The organism is Bradyrhizobium sp. GW821-FHT13H06 (assembly GCF_058803975.1).
This window is the reverse complement of sequence record NZ_JBXAPN010000003.1, coordinates 888,565-907,714: the sequence shown is the minus strand read 5'-3', so window position 1 is coordinate 907,714 and position 19,150 is coordinate 888,565. Positions and strand designations below refer to the sequence as shown.

Genomic DNA, 19,150 nt, shown 5'->3' with positions numbered 1-19,150 from the left:
GGGATCCATAACCACGAGATTTTGGGGCTGGGAAAGCTGTCCGCTCCGCCTCGTCGCATAACCACGGCCTGTGGTTATGGGTCCCGGATCTACGCGCGCTTAGGCGCGCTTGTCCGGGACGACGAGTCGGGTGTGGCGCGCGATCACGCCACTTCTTCGACAGAACTTACCGCTCGACGAAGGCCTTCTCGATCACGAAATGGCCAGGCTTGTTGCCGCTTCCCTCGACGAAATCGCGGCTCTCGAACATCGCCTTCAGCTCTTCGAGCATCGCCGGGCTGCCGCACATCATGATGCGGTCGGTTTCGATATCGAGCGGGCCCTGGCCGATGTCGTTGAAGATCTGCTCGGAGCTGATGAGGTCGGTGATGCGGCCACGGTTCTTGAACGGCTCGCGGGTCACGGTCGGATAATAGACGAGCTTGTCCGCGAGCAGTTCGCCGAACAGCTCATCCTCGCGCAAGGTCGCAACGAGCTTCTCGCCATAGGCGAGCTCGGAGACCTGGCGGCAGCCATGCACCAGGACGATCGACTCGAACTGGTCGTAGACCTCGGGATCCTTGATCAGGCTCGCAAACGGCGCGAGGCCCGTGCCGGTCGAGAGCAGCATCAGCCGCTTGCCGGGAAGCAAATTGTCGGTGATCAGCGTGCCGGTCGCCTTGCGGCCGACCAGGATGGTGTCGCCTTCCTTGATCTTCTGGAGGCGCGAGGTGAGCGGGCCGTCCTGAACCTTGATCGAGAAGAACTCGAGCTCTTCCTCGTGGTTGGCGCTCGCCATGCTGTAGGCGCGCAGCAGCGGACGGCCGTCGACCTCGAGGCCGATCATGGCGAACTGGCCGTTCTGGAAGCGGAAGCCGGTATCGCGGGTGGCGCGGAAGCTGAACAGCGTGTCGGTCCAGTGGTGGACGGAAAGAACCTTCTCTCGGTAAAACGCGCTCATGATTTTCGATATTCCGAATAACTGCGGTTTTAGGGCAAAAGCGCTGCCCGGCCCCTGACGCGGGGCGGGCACCATCTGCCATGGCGGAGGATTTCGCGTGTGTGATCTACGCCATTGAGACCAATAATCAACCTCGTTTCGGATGCAATTGATGCCGATCAAACCGGCATTTGGGCGGAATTCCGCGCATCATTGATGAATTTGCTGCCGAGCGCGCGCGGTGGGCAATTTCTTTTCCCTGCGGGGCGCGATGGCAGCACTTAATTTCCGTCGCGCTCGCGAGAATTTCATTAAGAATAGCTCTGATTTTCACCCCGGTCTGGCGCCGATTCCCGTCTTTTGCGGCTTTTGGCGCCAGGAACGACTGAAGAGCGACTGGAGCAGATGGCAGACGGCGAGCGGATCTTCGTCCAGGCGATCAGGCGCTATTGCGCCCAGCATGGGATCACGGTCGATGTCCGCCCCGGCGGCTGGCTGATCGCGATGCGCCGGGGCGAAAGGCGCCACTTCGCCTTCGGCTACGACATCGGCCTCAACAGCGCCATCGCCCACCGCCTCGCCAACGACAAATCGGCGACTGCCGAGGCGCTGGAGATGGCCGGTGTGCCATGCGTTCCCCATCGGCTCTTCCTCAACCCAAGGCTCGGCAGGAATATCGTTGGCCCCACCTGGCGAGAGGCCATGCTCGAACTGCTTCGCGACCATCCGCAAGGTGTGGTGGTGAAGCCGAACGAGGGAACGTCGGGACGGTCGGTGTTCAAGGTGTCGACGGTGGCGGAACTCGATCACGCGGTTGACGACGTTTTCTCGATGAACGCTGGACTCGCGATCTCGCCCTATCTGGCGATCGAAGACGAGGTCCGTGTCGTGCAGCTCGGTGATCTGCCCCTCGTCGTCTACAGCAAGCAGCGTGGCTCGGACTGGCGACACAATCTCGATGCCACTGCAAAGCCCGTGCTGCTGGAGGACGGCGAGGTTCGAACGGCTTGCGTGAAGCTCGCGGTCGATGCCGCGAGCGCCATCGGCATTGCCTTTGCGTCGATCGACGTGGTGCGTGTCGACGGCGAATGGAAAGTGCTCGAGATCAATTCCGGCGTGATGATGGAAGCGCTGGGCAAGCTGCATCCGGAACTGGTGCAGGCAACATATGACGCGGCGCTGGACCGGGTGTTCGGGGAAGATGAGCGGATGTTCCAGTTGTGAAATGGAACGCAGCGCTCTAGCCTTGAGGCCACGCATAGCAAATGCGGCCTGCGGGTCTTGTTCGCGGCGGCTGCATCAATGGTCGTCAAAGAATCAAAGAGGGGAACGCCATGAACGGCAACGTCAATCGCCAGATCCTGCTGGTGGAGAAGCCCGGCGGCAAGCTCGGCCCCGAGCATTTCAAGATGGTGGAGGGCACAGTGCCGGAGCCGAAGGACGGCGAGGCGTTGCTGCGCGTGCGCTTCATCTCGCTCGATGCCGCCAACCGCGCCTGGATGCACGGCGCGACCTATCGTTCCGCGGTCGAGGCCAACAGCGTGATGGCCGGTGGCGCCATCGCCGAGGTCGTCAGTTCGAAGGCGCCGGAGCTTGCGCCGGGTGACATCGTGTTCGGCGACACCGGCTGGCAGGAATTTGCGGCAGTGCCGGCCAAGCATCTCACCAAGATGCCGAAGCTCGAGCCGATGACGCACCTGCTCAGCGTGTTCGGCATCGCCGGTCTCACCGCCTATTTCGGCCTGCTGGAGATCGGCAAGCCCAGAGAGGGCGAGACGGTCGTGGTCTCGGCGGCTGCGGGCTCGGTCGGCTCGATCGTCGGACAGATCGCGAAGATCAAGGGATGCCGCGTCATCGGCATCGCCGGCGGCGCGGACAAGTGCGGGTGGCTGACCTCCGAGCTCGGCTTCGATGCCGCGGTGGATTACAAGGACGGCGCGGTGTTCAAGGCGCTGCGCGCAGCGGCGCCGAAAGGCATCGACGTCTATTTCGACAATGTCGGCGGCGACATCCTCGAAGCCTGCCTGCCACAGATGAACAATTACGGCCGCATCGCCTGCTGCGGCGCGATCTCGCAGTATGACGGCGCGCCTGCCGCGCACGGCCCGCGCGGCGTGCCCGGGCTGATCGTGGTGAAGCGGCTCGTCATGCAGGGCTTCATCGTGATGGACTACATGAAGGAGAGCCAGCGTGCGCTCGCTGACCTGCAGGCCTGGGTGAAGTCCGGCAAGCTGAGGGTGCAGGAGGATATCATCGACGGCTTCGAGAACACACCGAAGGCGCTGATCGGATTGCTCGCGGGCGAGAACCGCGGCAAACGCATGGTCCGGCTCTGAGACGCCGTCGGCGCTGGCATAATTGACTTGCGGGTGAGGTCAAAGCGGCGAATGATGCTGCCTTGCGAGGCGTCACTCGCGACGATTGCGATTGCATCACATTTCAAGAATCCTCGGCTCACCCGACGGGCAGGAAATCATTCAGATGTTCAACACGTTGAAGCATGCATCGCGGCGCAAGGCGCTGCTGGCGGCGGCACTCTTTGCGACCGCGACATCGGCAGCCGCGCAAGCGCCGACCGAGGCCCAGAAGAGCGCCATCCGCTCCGCATGCCGCTCGGATTTCATGGCGCACTGCGCGAGCGTGACGCCCGGCGGCACGGAAGCGTATCAATGCCTGGCGAAAAACATGTCCAGCCTGTCATCGGGATGCCAGACCGCGGTTCGTGCCGTCGAGCCCGCTGCGGCTCCGAAGACCGAAGCCGCGCCCGCCGCGCCGAAGACCGAGGCTGCGCCCAAGGAAGCCGCTCCCAAGGTGGAATCGGCGCCGCCCGCTGCGTCCAAGGCTGAGCCCGCGCCCGCAGCGCAGCCCGCCGCTGCACCGACGCCGAAGGCCGCTGCCGCCAAGCAGCCGAGCAGCGCGCAGGTTGCGGCCGTCAAGAGCGCGTGCCGCGCCGACTATCCCAAGGTCTGCGCCAGCGTGACGCCGGGCGGCGCAGCGGCGCTCGAATGCCTGGAGAAGAACAAGGCCAAGGTCTCGCCGGCCTGCGAGAAGGCCGTGAGCGCCGCAGCCGGCGGCGGCGCAGCAAAGACGGCAGCGCCAGCGGGCGCAGCGCCGGCGGCAGCTGCAGCGCCAGCGGCGGCAGCAGCCGCGCCAGCCGTGATCGTCTTGCGCCCGTTGCTGCCGCGAGAGGAGTTGTTCATCGTGAGGTCGGCCTGCGGCGCCGACATCCGCACGCTCTGCGCCGGGGTCGCGCCCGGCGGCGGCCGTATCATTCAATGCATCTCCAACAGGGCCGCCTCGCTGTCGCCCGCGTGCAAGGACGTGCTCGCCCCCTTCGCGGCACGATGAGGCGGCGCATCGCGCGGCAAGGCGCGCGGCAATGATGGTCGGCGTGCGAAGTGGTGTGCGCCCGCGGCGTGTATCGCGCCGGCTGCGCCGGTCCGAACGCGGCCGTCGTGGTCCGCAAGCCCGTGCCCGCGGTCCGTTGCACCAGGGCGCTGGTGAACGGGGTCTATGTGAAGCGCTGCGTCTGATGCCCCCGGTGGCCAATTCGCCCCGGTTTGGCTATGGTTCGCACCTGAGGTTTCGGACACCGGCGAAACGGGTGTTCGAAGGCGAGCTTTGGCGTGCCGGCCTTGCCGATAATTCCGCTGGCGCCGGGAGCCGGAGCACATTAGTCTACCCCTAGATAGTAAGTATACTGTCAATTAGGGAGGCAGACGTTGCGGATCGCCGTGATTGGCGGGGGGCCAGGTGGGCTCTACTTCGCCTATCTTTGGAAGAAGCGTCATCCCGAGGATCAGGTCGACCTGTTCGAACAGAACCCGGCCGACGCGACCTGGGGCTTTGGCGTCGTGTTCTCCGACCAAGCGCTGGAATTCCTGCGAGCCGACGACCCCGAGACGGTCGATGCGATCGCCCCGCATATGGAGAGCTGGGAGAACATCACGCTGAACCTGCACGGCGACAGCGTCGCCATAGACGGGGTCGGCTTCTCTTCGATCGGGCGCCTCGAGCTGCTCAAGTTCCTGCAGCAGCGCGCGCTCGATGTCGGCGTCACGCCGCGCTTCGACACGCCGATCCAAGCCATCGACCAACTCAACGGCCACGATCTGATCGTCGCCGCTGATGGCCTGAACTCGCTGGTCCGCCGCGCCTTCGAAGGCGATTTCGGGACGTCGCTGTCCTACTCCTCCAACAAGTTCGTCTGGTACGGCACCTCGAAACGCTTCGACACGCTGTCGCAGACCTTCGTGAAGACCGACCGCGGCGCCTTCAACGCCCATCACTACCGCTATTCGCCGGGCATAAGCACCTTCCTGGTCGAATGCGATCACGCAACCTGGCAGGCCTACGGCTTCGCCTACAAGGACGTCGAGCAGTCCAAGGGTGTCTGCGAGGAGGTGTTCGCCGACACGCTCGGCGGCCATTGCCTCGTCTCCAACAAATCGGTCTGGCGCAACTTTCCCTGGGTCTGGAACGAGCACTGGTCGTTCAAGAACATGGTGCTGCTCGGCGACGCCCTGCATTCCGCACATTTCTCGATCGGCTCGGGCACGCGGCTCGCGATCGAGGACGCGATCGCGCTGGTCAAGGCGCTGGAGTCGGATGCGCATCTTGCGACCGCGCTGCATCGCTATCAGGCCGCGCGCAAGCCCATCGTGCAGAAGCTCGTCGATGCCGCGCGCACGAGCGCGTTCTGGTACGAGCACTTCGCCGAGCACATGAAGCTTCCCCTGCTGGACTTCGCCTACAGCTACATCACCCGCTCCGGCCGCATCGACGATTTCCGGCTGCGCGCGATGTCGCCGGCCTTCATGGCGCGCTACGAGGCGGCCAAGAACGGCGGAGATGCGGCATGAGCAACGAGATCCGCGACCAGGTGCCCGCGGACGGCGCGGGCGCACGCGAAATAGGCTTTGCCGTTCCCGAGATCTACAATGCCAGCCGCGTGCTGTTCGACAATCTCGGCAAGGGCCGCGGCGACAAGATGGCGCTCATGGGCCCGGCAGGCACGCGGACCTATGCCGAGCTCTGCGGCGAAGCCTGCCGGTGGGGCAACGGTTTCGCCTCGCTCGGCCTCGAGCGCGGCGATCGCGTGCTCCTGTTCCTCGACGACACGCCGGCCTACCCGGCGGCCTTCTTCGGCGCGGTGCGGGCCGGCTTCGTGCCGCTCCTGATCAACACGTTGACGCCGCCGGACCTTCTGCAATTCTATCTCGCCGATTCCGGGGCGGCCGTCGCGGTCGCGGATGCCGAGTTCGCGGCGCGCTTCAACGCGGAGGCGTGCAAGGATACGACGCTCCATACGCTGATCGTCGTCAACGGGGCGGCGGGCGAGCATGCCGCGCCTGCGACGCTCGCGGCAGCAGACTGGCTCGCGCAATTCCCGGCTGATCTCGCCGAAGCCGACACCCGTCGCAACGAGATGGCGTTCTGGATGTACTCCTCCGGCTCGACCGGACGGCCCAAGGGCATCGTGCATCTCCAGCACGACATGGCCTATAGCAATGCCGCCTTTGCGCAGAACGTGCTGAAGCTGACGCCTGACGACATCTGCTTCTCGGTGCCGAAGATCTTCTTCGCCTACGGCTTCGGCAATTCCGTCACCTTCCCGTTCTCTGCCGGCGCCGCGACGCTGCTGCTGCCGGGCCAGCCCAAGCCGGCGTCGATCTTCGCGGCGATCGCGCAATACAAGCCGACGGTCTTCTTCGGGCTGCCGACGCTTTATACATCGCTGACAAAGGCCGACGGCGCGGACAAGACGGATTTCTCGTCGCTGCGCATGGCGCTCTCCGCCGCCGAGGTGCTCTCGGCCGAGGTCTTCAACGGCTGGAAGACGCTCACGGGGCTCGAAATCGTCGAAGGCCTCGGCTCGACCGAGGTGCTGCACATCTATCTCTCCAACCGGCCCGAGCAGAAGAAGCTCGGCGCCGCCGGCCTGCGCGTGCCCGGCTACGAGGTCGCGCTGCGCGACAAGGACGGAAACGAGGTCGGCGATAACGAGGAAGGCATCCTGTGGGTGCGCGGCGATTCCAACACGCCGCTGTACTGGAACCGGCCGGACAAGTCCGCGGAAACGATTCGCGAGGGCGGCTGGATCTACACCGGCGACCGCTTCGTCCGCGATGCCGACGGCTTCCACTTCTTCCGCGGCCGCGCCGACGATCTCATCAAGATCTCCGGCCAGTGGGTCTATCCGCTCGAGGTCGAGCTGTGTCTCGCCGACCACCCCGACATCCGCGAATGCGCGGTGTTCGCCGCAGAATTGCCGGATCGCCGGATGACGCTGAAGGCGGTGGTGGTGATGAACAACCGCGCCGTCGACCAGGGTGAGGCGACGCGCAGGCTGCAGGACTACGTCAAGGGCAAGCTCTTGCCATACAAATATCCGCGCGAGGTGATCTTCATCGACGAGCTGCCGAAGACGGGCACGGGGAAGATCGACCGGCAGGCATTGCTGAGGATGTGAGGTCGGCGGCCCAGTTGTAGCCGCGGCGCTGTGCCCCGGACGCAGTGCAGCGCGAAGCGATGCAGAGCCGGGGCCCACACTTCAGCGCCACGCGTCCAATGTTCTGGGTCCCGGCTCTGCGCAGCAGCGCAAGGGCGCTGCAGCGCGTCCGGGACACGAGACATTGGAAGCCCTCTCACCCAGCCTTCCCCAGATGCTCCAGCGCGTCCTCGGCCCGCAGCGGCACGCGCGAGGCCTCGTTGTTGAGATCGACGAGCTGCACCAGCAGCCCCATCAGCGCCTTGCGGTCGGCGGGCTTCAGCGGTTCCAGCATCCGCGCCTGGGCACGTTCGACGACGGGAATGATGTCGCGCAGGATCGCGGCGCCTGATTTGGTCAGGTGGAGCAGCTTGATCCGCCTGTCTTCTGGCGCCGGCTTGCGCTCGATATAGCCCTTGGCTTGAAGCCGCTCGATCACGCTGCCGAGCGTGGAGCGGTCGAAGGCGATCACCGCCGACAGCCGCGTCGCGTCGATGCCGGGATGGGTATGGATCGCGACCAGCGCGGCATATTGCACCGGGGTGAGATCGAACGCCTTGCACTCCTCCATGAAGATCGAGACCGCGATCTGCTGCATGCGCCGGAACAGATAGCCCGGCGCGGCATAGACCGCGTCCATGGTGATCGGAGCGGCAGGCTTACTCGGCATCGGGCTGCTTCTCCGGTGCGGCATCGGCGAAGGCGGGCAGCGCCTTGGCGGCGGCCTCGGCCTCGAGCAGGCGCGGATAGGCGGAGACGTCGACGCCGAAGCGGCGGGCATTGGTAAGCTGCGGCACGAGGCAGAGATCGGCCAGCGTCGGCACATCGCCGAAGCAGAACGGCCCCTTCTCAGCTCGGATCAGGGTCTCGCAGGCCGACAGGCCCTCGCGATTGACCCACGCCGCCCAGTCCTGGACCTTCTCCTCAGGCAGCCCGAGTTCGCGCAGCCGCGCCAGCACCTTCAAATTCTGCACCGGATGGGTGTCGCAGGCGATCGCCAGCGCGAATGCCCTCACCTTGGCGCGGCGAAGCGGATCCTTCGGCAGCAGCGGAGGACTGGGGTGGGTCTCGTCGAGCCATTCGATGATCGCGACCGATTGCGTCAGCACCGCACCGCCCTCGCTCTCCAGCGCGGGCACGAGGCCCTGCGGGTTGATGGCCAGATAAGCGGGCGCGCATTGTTCGCCCTTGCGAAGATGATGCGGCAGATGCTCGGCGCCGAGCCCCTTGAGGTTCAGCGCGATCCGCACCCGATAGGCGGCGCTGGAGCGGAAATAGCCGTGCAGCTTCATCGGGACCTCCCTGTTTTCGTCATTCCGCGGCGGATCGAAGTGCCGAACCCGGAATGACTGTCTTATACATAGGCCCGTCACATTGACGCAACCCAGATCGTCAGTATACTGTCAATCAACAAACGATCGGGAGCAGCAACCATGGAAGCCGTGACCAAGACGCCGGAACGCGAGGCGTTCTACCGCAAGATCGACGGCGAGAATCTCACCGCGCTGTGGACGGTGATGAGCGACCTGATCACGCCGGAGCCGAAGAGCGCCTGCCGGCCGCATCTCTGGAAGTTCGACGTCATCCGCGACTACATGCTCGAGGCCGGCAAGCTCATCACCGCCAAGGAAGCCGAGCGGCGCGTGCTGGTGCTGGAGAACCCGGGGCTGCGCGGCCAGTCCAAGATCACGACCTCGCTCTACGCGGGCGTGCAGATGGTGGTGCCCGGCGACGTCGCCCCTGCGCACCGGCACAGCCAGTCCGCGCTGCGTTTCGTGCTCGAGGGCAAAGGCGCCCACACCGCCGTCGATGGTGAGCGCACCGCGATGGAGCCCGGCGATTTCATCATTACGCCGTCCATGACCTGGCACGATCATTCCAACGAGACCGACCAGCCGATGTTCTGGCTCGACGGTCTCGATATCCCCTTGGTGCAGTTCTTCGACTGCTCCTTCGCGGAAGGATCGAAGGAAGACCAGCAGAAGATCACGAAACCTGCCGGCGACAGCTTTGCGCGCTACGGCCACAATCTCTTGCCGGTCGATGTGAAGCGGAGCTCGAAGACCTCGCCGATCTTCAGCTATCCCTATGCCTACACCCGCGAGGCGCTGGAGAAGGCCCGCGCGAGCCAGGAGTGGGACGCCTGTCACGGGCTCAAGCTGAAGTTCAGCAACCCCGAGACCGGCGATTTCGCCATGCCGACCATCGGCACCTTCATCCAGCTTTTGCCCAGGGGCTTCAAGACCGCGCGCTATCGCGCGACCGATGCGACGGTGTTCTGCCCGATCGAAGGCAAGGGCCGCAGCCGCATCGGCGATACCGTTTTCGAATGGGGCCCGCGCGATCTGTTCGTGGTGCCGAGCTGGCACTGGGTGACGCACGAGGCGGATGACGACGCCGTGCTGTTCAGCTTCTCGGACCGGCCAGTGCAGCAGAAGCTGGATTTGTTCAGGGAAGATCGCGGCAACGCGTGAGGCGCGCTGCTAAAGCATGATCCGGAAAAGTGCGCAGCGGTTTTCCGAAAAGACCATGCTTAAACAACAACCTAAAGCGCGATAACGATCCATCCTAATCGCATCGCGCTCTAGCCCCATCGTCATTGCGAGGAGCACTTGCGACGAAGCAATCCAGACTGCCCCGCGGAAAGATGCTGGATTGCTTCGCTGCGCTCGCAATGACGGAGTATGCTTCACCGCCAGTGCAACAGCCCCGTCTCCAGCCAGCCGATCACCTTGCCCACTGCCAGCCCGAACACCGACAGGATCACCACGCCCGCGAGCAGCTGATCGGTCTGCATCAGATTTCCGGCCTGCAGCACGAAGGCGCCGATGCCGTATTGCGCGCCGATCATCTCGGCGCTGACGACGAGCAGCAGCGCCACGGAGGCGGTGATGCGGAAGCCGGCGAGGATCGCGGGCAGCGCGCCCGGCCAGATCACCTTGCGCACGATGGTGGCAAACGGAACGTTGAAGCTCTGCGCCATGCGGATCAGGTTGCGCGGCACCGCATCGACGCCGCTATAGACCGAGATCGCGGTCGAGAAAAAGACGCCGAGCGCAATGGTCGCGATCTTCGGCTCTTCGCCGATGCCGAGCCAGAGGATCAACAGCGGCAGCAGCGCGATCTTCGGAATCGGGAACAGCGCCGAGATGAAGGTGATGCCGACGCTGCGCGCCAGCCGCGACAGGCCGATGGCAAAGCCGACGGCGACACCGGCCGCGGTGCCGAGCAGCCAGCCGACGCCGATGCGCAGCAGCGAGGCCGAGACGTGCTGCCAGAGCGCGCCTGAGATCGCGAGCTGGTAGATCGCGCGCGCGATCGCCGAGGGCGCCGGCAGGAACAGCGGATTGACGAGGCCGGCGCTGCCGGCGGCCTGCCAGATGGCGATGACGAGCGCGAGCGCGATCCAGCCGCCGTGGCGGCTCGAGTCCGGCACGAAGCCCGCGCCGCGGAAGCGGACGCGGCGCGTCGCAGTGTCCTTCGCAATCTCCGCCGGCGCGCGGTCAAGCATGCTGGACCTCGCGCTCGGCATCGATCGCCTCGTTGCGGATCAGCGACCAGATCTGGTTCTGGAGCGCAAGCAGCCTTTCGCGCGCCGCCGCTTCGCCTCGCGCCGCGCGCGTCATCGGCACGGTCACGACCTCGCGGATGCGTCCCGGCCGCCGCGACAGCACCACGATGCGGTCGGCAAGCCGTGCGGCTTCTTCGAGATTGTGGGTGACGTAGACCGCGCCCATGCCGCCTTCGGCGAGCAGGCGGACAAAGTCTTCCATCAGGAGCTCGCGGGTCTGCGAATCCAGGGCCGAGAGCGGCTCGTCCATCAGCAGGATCGCGGGCTTCACGGCAAGCGCGCGCGAGATGCCGACGCGCTGGCGCATGCCGCCGGAAAGCTGCTTTGGATAGGTCTGACGGAAATCGGTCAGGCCGGTGCGGCGCAGGGCGTCTTCGACCAGCGCACGGCGTTGCGCAGCGGTAAGCTGGGCATGCAGCAGCGGGAATTCGACATTCTCCTCCACCGTGGCCCAGGGCAGCAGCGCAAAATCCTGGAACACGAAGGTCAGCGGATTGAGACTGTCTGCCGGCGGCGCGCCGCGCAGCTCAGCCGCGCCGGAGGTCGGCTGCAACAGCCCACCGAGGATCGACAGCAGCGTGCTCTTGCCGCAACCCGAGGGCCCCACGATCGCCACCACCTCGCCGGCGCTAACGGTGAAGGAGACGTCGTCGAGCACGGCGAGATCGCCGAAGCGATGGGAGATGTGGCTGGCGATCAGGTCCATTCGATCGCCCTTCCCGATCCGTCATCCTGAGGTGCTCTCATTGCGATGCGAACGCATCGCAATGAGAGCCTCGAAGGATGAGCGGCCCCGCTGCATCCGGGCCGTGCGCCCTTCGAGGCCCACCTTGCGGCACGCCGCAAGGTGGGCACCTCAGGGTGACGGGGATGGTTGGGAAAGCGCATCGATCAATCCGCCTTCACGAATTCCTTGGCGATGATCGCATTGGCATCAAAGCCCTTGTCGGCAAAGCCCTGCTCCTGCAGCCATTTGATCTGGTCGTCGACATTCTTGACGTCGAGCTTGCCGTCGGGATCGACATAGGCGCAATTGCCGACCACCTGCTCGACCGGGAGGTTGGTGTACTTCGCGATGATCTCCAAGAGCGGCTTGGTCTTGTCATTGATCGGCGCGACGCCGTCCTTCATCGCAGCGAGGATGACATCGTGATATTCGCGATCGGCCTTGGCGAGCGCGCCCAGCAGTTTTGTGACCAGTGTCTTGTTGGCCAGCGTCTTCGGCGAGGCGAACACCGCTCCCAACTGCCATGGCGTCTCGTCGCCGACCCAGCCCAGGAACTTCGCGCCGCCTTCGTCCATCAGCTTTCGCGCCGTGGAGATCGGCAGCAGCGCGGCATCGACGGTCTCGCCCTTGAGCGCAGCCGCCGCATTCGACAGCGATTGCAGCGGCACGATCTTCACGTCGGCGAGCTTGAAGCCGTATTTGTCGGCGAGCAGGCCGAGCGAATAGTGAAAGCTCGATCCGACCTGCGTCACCGCCACGCGCTTGCCGGCGAGATCCTTCGGGGTCTTCAGGCCGGCGGCATAGGCGTTGTTGCTGGCGAAATAGCCGATCAGGGGATAGCCGGGCTTCTCGCGGCTCATGCCGCCGATCACCTTCAGCACGCCCTTGCCGGCGAGATTGTAGAGGCCCGCGGTGAAGGCCGTGACGCCGAAATCGACGTCGCCCGAGGTCGTCGCCACCGCGATCGGCTGCGCCGCATCGAAGAATTTCAGCTCGACCTCCAGGCCGGCGTCGCGGAAATAGCCCTTGTCCTGCGCGATGAAGACGGGCGCGGAAGACGACAGGCGGAGCACGCCGATCTTGGCCTTCAGCACATCCTCGGCCCGCGCCGTGCCCATCGCCATGATCGCCACAAGGCCCGCTATCGCGAGCCGCGCCATCCCGATCATTCCAATTCCTCCGCCGTCGTTGTCTTGCAGTCCGCTACAGCCCTTCGGGGACGGCCTGGTCCCGCCCGATGAAGGCGCCCTGTTGCTTCAACGTTTCCTGCAATTTTTCAATGGGGATGTCACGCGGGATTCGGTTTCCGGAGAGCGCCAGCGCGGCGGCGGAACCGGCAGCCTCGCCCATCACGAAACAGGCACCGGAGACCCGCGCCGCCGACTGGCCTTCATGTGTCATCGAGGCACAACGGCCGGCGACCAGGAGATTGTCGACGCCTTGAGGCACCAGCATCCGGTAGGGCAGCTCGTTGTAGCCGCGCGATTCCGGAATTGGCGGGAATGTGAAGACGACGTCGCCGGGAACATGGGCCTCGATCGGCCAGCCATTGACGCCGATGGAATCCTCGAACGAGGCGCAGCCGAGCACGTCCTCGCCGCTGAGCTGATAACCGCCCTCGATGCGGCGGGTCTCGCGGATACCGAGCTGCGGCGGCAGGTCGACGATGTAGGAATTTTCAAAGCCCGGCACGGCGCTGCGCAGGAATTCGAACGCGGCGAGCGCCTGCTTGCGGCCCTCGATCTCGCCGCGGGTGAGATCGTCGGGCTCGATGCCGTTGATGGCATGGCCGTCCTCGCGCGCGACCTGCGTAAAGTTCACGCGCCATTCGATGCCGGATTTTTGCGGCCGCACGATGGCGCTCTTGCGCGGGAATGTGTGCGTGCCGGCCGCGAGCGCCTTCTCCATCAGTTGCGGGATGGTCCGCCAGGCCTCGCCCGCCTTCCCGGGATCGATGCCGTTGAGGCGGAGCATCATCGAGGGATAGAGCGGATGGCCCTGCTCGTCGCCGACCTCGAACGGCGCCCCGGCCCACACGGCGAGATCGCCATCGCCCGAGCAGTCGATGAAGATTTCTGATCGCACCGCCTGCCGGCCGGCCTTGGTCTCGACCAGCAGCGCGTCGATGCGGCGGTCATCGCCCATCACGACGCCGGCACCGAGCGCATGGAAGAGGATATGCACCTTGTGACTGGCCAGAAGCTGGTCAGCGGCGATCTTGTACGCGGCGGTGTCATAGGCCTGCGCGAAGACCTTGCCGAGGATCAGATGCGGCGTGTTGAGGCCGTTCAGCCGATCAATCCGCGCCAGCAGATCCGACGCCATGCCCTGCACCAGCCGCCGGTGCTCGCCATAGACATTGCCGTGCAGGCCGCAGAAATTGGTGACGCCGGCCGCGGTGCCCATGCCGCCGAGGAAGCCGTAACGCTCGATCAGCAGCGTCTTCCGTCCCGCGCGCGCCGCTGAAGCTGCCGCCACGATGCCGGCCGGTCCGCCGCCGAGCACGACAACTTCGTATTCGCCATAGAGCGGCACTTGTCGTGCCGGCTCTTCGATCATCGTCGCCCGCATGGCGCGTCCGCTCCCGAAATTTCTTGCTTGAGGGCGACTATGAATTAACGCGCAGCAAGCTACAATCCACCAAAATACGCGATCAGCTTTCGCGAATCGAGGAAGGCCGACATGGACGTCCTGGTGAACCTTCAGGCCTTCCTCGCCACCGCGGATGCGGCCGGATTCTCCGCCGCCGCACGAAAGCTCAATGTTTCGACCTCGGTCGTCGCCAAGCGCGTCACGCAGCTGGAGGCACGAATCGGCACGCCGCTGTTTCACCGTTCGACGCGGCAATTGCGGCTCACCGAAGCGGGGCAGCGCTATGTGCATCGCGCGCGTGGTGTCGTGGCCGACGCCACCGACCTGCTCTCGCGCATGGGCGAGAAGGGCCACGACCTCGTCGATCACCTGCGCATCAAGGCGCCGACCTCGCTGACGGTGGCGCGCCTCGCCGATGCCTTCAGCGCCTTCCAGACCCAGAACCCGCGGCTAAAACTCGAGATCGTGCTGATCGATCGTCCGGTCGATCCCGTCACCGAGGGGTTTGACATCGCCATCGGCGCCTTCCCGCATTCCTTCGGCGGCGTGATCGACGAGCCGCTCTGCCCGCTGAAGCGGCTGCTCTGCGCCTCGCCGGCTTACCTGAAGAAACATGGCACACCAAAACATCCGCGCGACCTCGTCGAGCATCGTTGCCTCAGTTTCATGCCCACCGGCCCCGAATGGGTCTTCGACGGACCGCGCGGCCGCATCAGCGTCCAGGTCAGCCCACTGCTCTCCTCCAATGAGGGGCATGTGCTGGCACGCAGCGCCATCGCCGGCAATGGTATCGCGCTGATCTCCCACTATCTCGTCGCGGACTCTTTACGCGACGGCACGCTCAAACCGGTGCTGCGCGACTTTCCGATTCCCGAATTGTGGGTGAAGGCCGCGATCCCCGAACGGCGGCGCAATGCCGCCGCGGTGCAGGCGCTGCTCACCCTGCTGAAAACGTCGCTGGCGCGGTCGCTGTAGGCTGCGTCGCGAAGGTGTCACAAGATGGCGGTTGCTCTCGCAGAATGGACCTGAGAGAAGGTGCGCCAAGTACGCGGAGGCCGTAGCCCGCATGAGCGAAGCGATATGCGGGGCCGCTCGCCGTATTCCCGGATGTCGCTTCGCTCATCCGGGCTACAGTGCCGCGCTCATGTCAAACAACGGATCCGATGCTCTTGAAACATGCCCTGCCCGCCGTCGTCGCCCTCGCGCTCTCAACCACGCCCGCCGCAGCCCTCGAGCAGAACTGCCGCTTCATCCAGGCCAAGCCTGATCGCGAGGCCTGCTACAAGCGTCAGGAGGAAGAGCTGGCCGCAAAGCGCAAGCCTGCACCTGCGAGCGACGAGAGCAAGACACTCGAAACGATGCGCCAGCTGCGGCAGGACGACGACGCGGTCTACCGCAGCATCAACAACATCTGCCGCGGCTGCTGAGCGTACCATGATGATGAAAGGAGAGGATGGATGCAAATCGACGGGTTGGACGCACTGAAGAGTGCCGTCAGCTCTGGATGGGTTCCCGAGTTTCTTTTCTTCTGGGGACACACGCCCAAGGATCACAGGGTCGACAAGCACGTGCTCAGCCAGTGGTGGCCGGCGACGTTCATCGTTGATGGCCAGGCCTACGCAACGGCCGAGCACTACATGATGGCGCAGAAGGCCGAGCTCTTTGGGGATCGAGACACCCTCGACGCCATCCTTGCTGCACCTGCTCCATCGCAGGCGAAAAAGCTCGGTCGGTTGGTGAAGAACTACGACGATGAGCGTTGGATCGCTCATCGCTTCGACGTGGCAGTGCGCGGCAATCTGGCGAAGTTCGGCCAAAACCCCGAGCTCGGAGACTGGCTGCTCGCGACCGGCGAGACCGTGCTTGTGGAAGCCAGTCCCGTCGACAGCATTTGGGGAATCGGTCTTGCCGCCGACGACAAGCGGGCTGGAGACCCGCATGCTTGGCCCGGGCTCAATCTGCTGGGTTTTGCGCTCATGAAAACTCGTGAGTCGCTGCGGACGAAAGAGTGGGCGGCCTAGCCGCCGCCCCAGTTCGCCGCACGCTTTTCCGCGAACGAAGCCAGCCCTTCCGCTGCCTCGGCGCTCTGGCGCTTGAGCGAATGCAGCTGCACGAGCCGGGTGTAAGCGGCATCGTCCACCGCCATGCCGCCGAACGAGCTCTCCAGCGCGAGCTTCTTGGTTTCAGCCATCGCCTCCGGCCCGTTGGCGAGCAATTGCTCGACCACCTTGCTGCCTGCGGCTTCGAGTTCGGCAAGCGGCACCACCTCGTGGACGAGGCCGATGCGGCGGGCGTCCTCGGCGCCGAAGCGCTCGCCGGTCAGCGCGTAGCGGCGGACCTGCCGAACGCCGATGGCGTCGCAGAGCTGCGGGATGATGATCGCGGCGGTCAGGCCCCAGCGCACTTCGGTGATCGAGAACAGGGCGTTGTCCGCGGCGATCACGACATCGCAGGCCGCGATCACGCCGGTGCCGCCGCCGAAGCAGCCGCCCTGCACCAGTGCGACGGTCGGGATCGGCAGCGTGTTGAGCCGCTGCACCGCTTCGAAGGTGGCCCGCGACGCCGCTCCGTTCGCTTCAGCCGATTGCGGCCGCACGCCGTTGATCCATTTGAGGTCGGCGCCGGCCTGGAAATGCTTGCCGTTGCCCCTGAGCACGACGACGCGCAGGTTCGGCTTTCTGCCGAGATCGTCCATGGCCCCGAGCACACCCGCGATCAGCGCGCCGTCATAGGCGTTGTTGACCTCCGGCCGGTTCAACGTGACGGTCGCAACCCCACGCTCATCGAGAGTCCACAGGACGGGGCTGGCAGTCATCGGCGATCCTCCGGTCGGCTTGTTTACTACGCAGTATGGCCGAGACGGCGCGTCCTGATCCATATCTTTCCGGCGTGGGGCAGCCGCGTCCATCGCATGGCGGCTTGTGTCATGCTGGCGCCGGGCGGCAAGAGACCAGGACGGGACATCATCATGCGCATCTGCATTTTCGGCGCGGGCGCCGTCGGCAGCCACATTGCGGTACGGCTGGCGCGCGCCGGCCACGAGGTCAGCTGCGTGATGCGGGGGGCGCATCTGGAGGCGGCTCGCGCAAGCGGGCTCAAGCTGCGCGTCGGCGATTCCGAGGTCGGCGCCAGGATGAACGCCTCCGGCGACCCGGCCCAGCTCGGCCCACAGGACGTGGTGATCTCGACGCTGAAGGCCACCGCGCTTCCGGGGCTGGTCGGCAGCATCAAGCCGCTGCTCCGGGACGACACCGCGATCGTGTTCGCGCAGAACGGCATTCCCTGGTGGTACGGCATCGGCCTGCCGCCGCGGCACCCGACGCCGCCGGACATTTCCTTCCTCGATCCCGGCGGACGCTTGCGCGCCTGCATCCCGAAGGAGCGCATCATCGGCGGCGTGATCTTCTCCTCCAATGAGGTGACCGCGCCGGGCGTGGTGCACAACCTCACGCCAGAGCGCAATCGCGTCTTGATCGGGGAATGCGACGACCGCCATTGCGAGCGCATCACCAGGCTGCGCGGTATCTTCAATGACGCGCGACTGGAATCGCCGCCGGTGGCCGAGATCCGGGAGGCGATCTGGTCAAAGCTGCTGACCAACATGTCGCTGTCGGTGCTGTGCCTCCTCACCGGCCAGACCGCGCGTGGCGTGCGCGACGACCCCGCCTTTGCGGAGGTGATTCCACGCATGCTGAGCGAGGCCAACGAGATCGCCCAGCACTTCATTCCCGAGGTCAAGCGCGTGACCCGAAGCGGCTCTGCCCCCAATCACAAGCCGTCGCTGCTCCAGGATTACGAGCTTGGCCGCGCCATGGAGATCGACGTGCTGGTAAGGGCACCCCAAGCCTTCGCGCGCACCGCCGGCCTGTCGACGCCGACGCTCGACCTGATCGCCGCGCTGGCGATTCAGAAGGCACGCGACAAGGGACTTTATGCGGCGTGAGCTTTACGCCTGATGGGATGAGCCTCGCTAGCGCCTCGATCGAGATGCGTTCCCTCCCCCCTTGCGGGCAAGGGGGGAGGGAACGAGAGAGCTTTGCTGTTGCCTGAACACAATCGCGCTCAGGTCATCACGCGCTAACCGATTCGTCGATCCAGGCCGCGAGCACGTCCAGCACTTCCGTCAGCGCCTCGTCATTGCTGCGGCCCGACTTTTTCAGGACCGCGAAGGAGTGATCGCCGCCTTCGACTTCATGTAGCGTCGCCCTCCCGCCGAGCGTTTTGATCACGGGCCTGAGATGGCCGAGATCGGCAAGCCCGTCGCGCGTGCCTTGCAGGAACAGCATGGGGATCGTGATGCCGGCGAGGTGCTCGGCGCGCTCGCTGGACGGCTTCTTGTCGGCATGCAGGGGAAAGCCGAGGAAGGCGAGCCCTTTGACACCGGGCAGCGGAGACTTCGACTGCGCCTGCGAGGTCATGCGCCCGCCGAACGATTTTCCGCCGGCGACGAGCTTCAATCCAGGACAGAGCCGCGCCGCTTCCTCGACCGCCGCGCGGATGGCGGCGTGCGCGACCGCCGGCTGGTCGGGACGCCCCAGCTTCTTCTCCATGTAAGGGAAATTGAAGCGGAACGTCGCGATGCCGCGGCTCGCAAGGCCTGCTGCGACCTTCTCCATGAAGGCATGCCGCATGTCCGCGCCAGCGCCGTGCGCCAGCACGTAGCAGGCGCGCGCACGGTCCGGCTGCGTCAGGATCGCCGAGACCGTCCCGATGCGCTCGATGTCGAGCTTGAGCTCGCGCGTCTCGACCAAGACTCACTATTCCCGAATGGATCGGGCCCGATGGTACCTGCGCGACCGCGATCTGAAAACATGAAACTTCGCGCGCACGTCGCGGGCGTGCGCACCTCGA

19 protein-coding genes and 1 pseudogene are annotated in these 19,150 nt (G+C 65.3%); 11 read left to right on the top strand and 9 right to left on the bottom strand.

Features of this window, described 5'->3' with window-relative positions:
• Nucleotides 1-166: 166 nt before the first annotated feature.
• Nucleotides 167-940 (bottom strand): ferredoxin--NADP reductase, encoded by a 774-nt coding sequence (locus tag AC1RQP_RS16645; RefSeq protein WP_194391116.1) that lies wholly within the window; start codon nt 938-940, stop codon nt 167-169.
• A 384-nt stretch (nt 941-1,324) separates the two neighbouring features.
• Between AC1RQP_RS16645 and AC1RQP_RS16640 the strand changes: the two genes are divergently transcribed.
• The 6 genes and pseudogenes from AC1RQP_RS16640 (at nt 1,325) to AC1RQP_RS16615 (ending at nt 7,391) form a co-directional block, all read left to right on the top strand.
• Nucleotides 1,325-2,143, top strand: a complete 819-nt coding sequence (locus AC1RQP_RS16640; RefSeq protein WP_492937741.1) for an ATP-grasp domain-containing protein — start codon at nt 1,325-1,327, stop codon at nt 2,141-2,143.
• A 110-nt stretch (nt 2,144-2,253) separates the two neighbouring features.
• Entirely contained in the window at nt 2,254-3,255 is a 1,002-nt protein-coding gene (locus AC1RQP_RS16635; protein WP_492937740.1) for an NADP-dependent oxidoreductase, read from the top strand.
• A 145-nt stretch (nt 3,256-3,400) separates the two neighbouring features.
• Nucleotides 3,401-4,267 carry a cysteine rich repeat-containing protein gene (locus tag AC1RQP_RS16630; protein ID WP_492937739.1) on the top strand — a complete coding sequence of 289 codons (867 nt, stop codon included), beginning with the start codon at nt 3,401-3,403 and terminating at the stop codon, nt 4,265-4,267.
• A 50-nt stretch (nt 4,268-4,317) separates the two neighbouring features.
• A pseudogene (locus AC1RQP_RS16625) lies at nt 4,318-4,452 on the top strand (hypothetical protein); the annotation flags it as partial.
• Between the two features lie 189 nt (nt 4,453-4,641).
• On the top strand, nt 4,642-5,781 hold the full coding sequence (locus tag AC1RQP_RS16620; RefSeq protein WP_492937738.1) for an FAD-dependent monooxygenase: 1,140 nt from the start codon (nt 4,642-4,644) through the stop codon (nt 5,779-5,781).
• The gene (locus AC1RQP_RS16615; RefSeq protein WP_492937737.1) at nt 5,778-7,391 is read left to right on the top strand and encodes a benzoate-CoA ligase family protein; all 1,614 of its coding nucleotides are present in this window, start codon (nt 5,778-5,780) and stop codon (nt 7,389-7,391) included. Before AC1RQP_RS16620 ends, AC1RQP_RS16615 begins: the two co-directional genes overlap by 4 nt.
• Before the next feature lie 175 nt (nt 7,392-7,566).
• Here AC1RQP_RS16615 and AC1RQP_RS16610 read toward each other — a convergent pair whose 3' ends face one another.
• Nucleotides 7,567-8,079 carry a MarR family winged helix-turn-helix transcriptional regulator gene (locus tag AC1RQP_RS16610; protein WP_492937736.1) on the bottom strand — a complete coding sequence of 171 codons (513 nt, stop codon included), beginning with the start codon at nt 8,077-8,079 and terminating at the stop codon, nt 7,567-7,569.
• The gene (gene maiA / locus AC1RQP_RS16605; protein WP_492937735.1) at nt 8,069-8,701 is read right to left on the bottom strand and encodes a maleylacetoacetate isomerase; all 633 of its coding nucleotides are present in this window, start codon (nt 8,699-8,701) and stop codon (nt 8,069-8,071) included. Before maiA ends, AC1RQP_RS16610 begins: the two co-directional genes overlap by 11 nt.
• 141 nt (nt 8,702-8,842) lie before the next feature.
• On the opposite strand from maiA, the gene gtdA reads away from it, so the two are divergent.
• The gene (gene gtdA, locus AC1RQP_RS16600) at nt 8,843-9,883 is read left to right on the top strand and encodes a gentisate 1,2-dioxygenase (RefSeq protein ID WP_492937734.1); all 1,041 of its coding nucleotides are present in this window, start codon (nt 8,843-8,845) and stop codon (nt 9,881-9,883) included.
• A gap of 215 nt (nt 9,884-10,098) precedes the next feature.
• On the opposite strand, the gene AC1RQP_RS16595 is transcribed toward gtdA, so the two are convergent.
• The 4 genes from AC1RQP_RS16595 to AC1RQP_RS16580 form a co-directional block, all read right to left on the bottom strand.
• Nucleotides 10,099-10,920 carry an ABC transporter permease gene (locus tag AC1RQP_RS16595; protein ID WP_492937733.1) on the bottom strand — a complete coding sequence of 274 codons (822 nt, stop codon included), beginning with the start codon at nt 10,918-10,920 and terminating at the stop codon, nt 10,099-10,101.
• Nucleotides 10,913-11,686, bottom strand: a complete 774-nt coding sequence (locus AC1RQP_RS16590; RefSeq protein WP_492937732.1) for an ABC transporter ATP-binding protein — start codon at nt 11,684-11,686, stop codon at nt 10,913-10,915. Before AC1RQP_RS16590 ends, AC1RQP_RS16595 begins: the two co-directional genes overlap by 8 nt.
• A gap of 185 nt (nt 11,687-11,871) precedes the next feature.
• Nucleotides 11,872-12,876 (bottom strand): ABC transporter substrate-binding protein, encoded by a 1,005-nt coding sequence (locus tag AC1RQP_RS16585; RefSeq protein WP_492937731.1) that lies wholly within the window; start codon nt 12,874-12,876, stop codon nt 11,872-11,874.
• A gap of 34 nt (nt 12,877-12,910) precedes the next feature.
• Nucleotides 12,911-14,278 carry an FAD-dependent oxidoreductase gene (locus AC1RQP_RS16580; protein WP_492937730.1) on the bottom strand — a complete coding sequence of 456 codons (1,368 nt, stop codon included), beginning with the start codon at nt 14,276-14,278 and terminating at the stop codon, nt 12,911-12,913.
• Nucleotides 14,279-14,389: 111 nt separating this feature from the next.
• Between AC1RQP_RS16580 and AC1RQP_RS16575 the strand changes: the two genes are divergently transcribed.
• From AC1RQP_RS16575 to ybiA, 3 genes are all read left to right on the top strand, one after another.
• A complete protein-coding gene (locus tag AC1RQP_RS16575) occupies nt 14,390-15,274 on the top strand; it encodes a LysR family transcriptional regulator (RefSeq protein ID WP_492937729.1) in 885 nt (294 codons plus the stop codon).
• 188 nt (nt 15,275-15,462) lie between these two features.
• On the top strand, nt 15,463-15,726 hold the full coding sequence (locus AC1RQP_RS16570) for a hypothetical protein (protein WP_492937728.1): 264 nt from the start codon (nt 15,463-15,465) through the stop codon (nt 15,724-15,726).
• 30 nt (nt 15,727-15,756) lie between these two features.
• Entirely contained in the window at nt 15,757-16,320 is a 564-nt protein-coding gene (gene ybiA, locus AC1RQP_RS16565; protein ID WP_492937727.1) for a riboflavin biosynthesis intermediates N-glycosidase, read from the top strand.
• Here the strand turns inward: ybiA and AC1RQP_RS16560 are convergent.
• A complete protein-coding gene (locus AC1RQP_RS16560; RefSeq protein ID WP_492937726.1) occupies nt 16,317-17,114 on the bottom strand; it encodes an enoyl-CoA hydratase-related protein in 798 nt (265 codons plus the stop codon). The genes ybiA and AC1RQP_RS16560 overlap by 4 nt on opposite strands.
• A gap of 153 nt (nt 17,115-17,267) precedes the next feature.
• On the opposite strand from AC1RQP_RS16560, the gene AC1RQP_RS16555 reads away from it, so the two are divergent.
• Nucleotides 17,268-18,242: a ketopantoate reductase family protein gene (locus AC1RQP_RS16555; RefSeq protein ID WP_492937725.1), complete on the top strand. Its 975-nt coding sequence runs from the start codon at nt 17,268-17,270 to the stop codon at nt 18,240-18,242.
• A 127-nt stretch (nt 18,243-18,369) separates the two neighbouring features.
• Here the strand turns inward: AC1RQP_RS16555 and AC1RQP_RS16550 are convergent, their stop codons facing one another.
• On the bottom strand, nt 18,370-19,050 hold the full coding sequence (locus AC1RQP_RS16550; protein ID WP_492937724.1) for an alpha/beta hydrolase family protein: 681 nt from the start codon (nt 19,048-19,050) through the stop codon (nt 18,370-18,372).
• Nucleotides 19,051-19,150 lie beyond the last annotated feature (100 nt).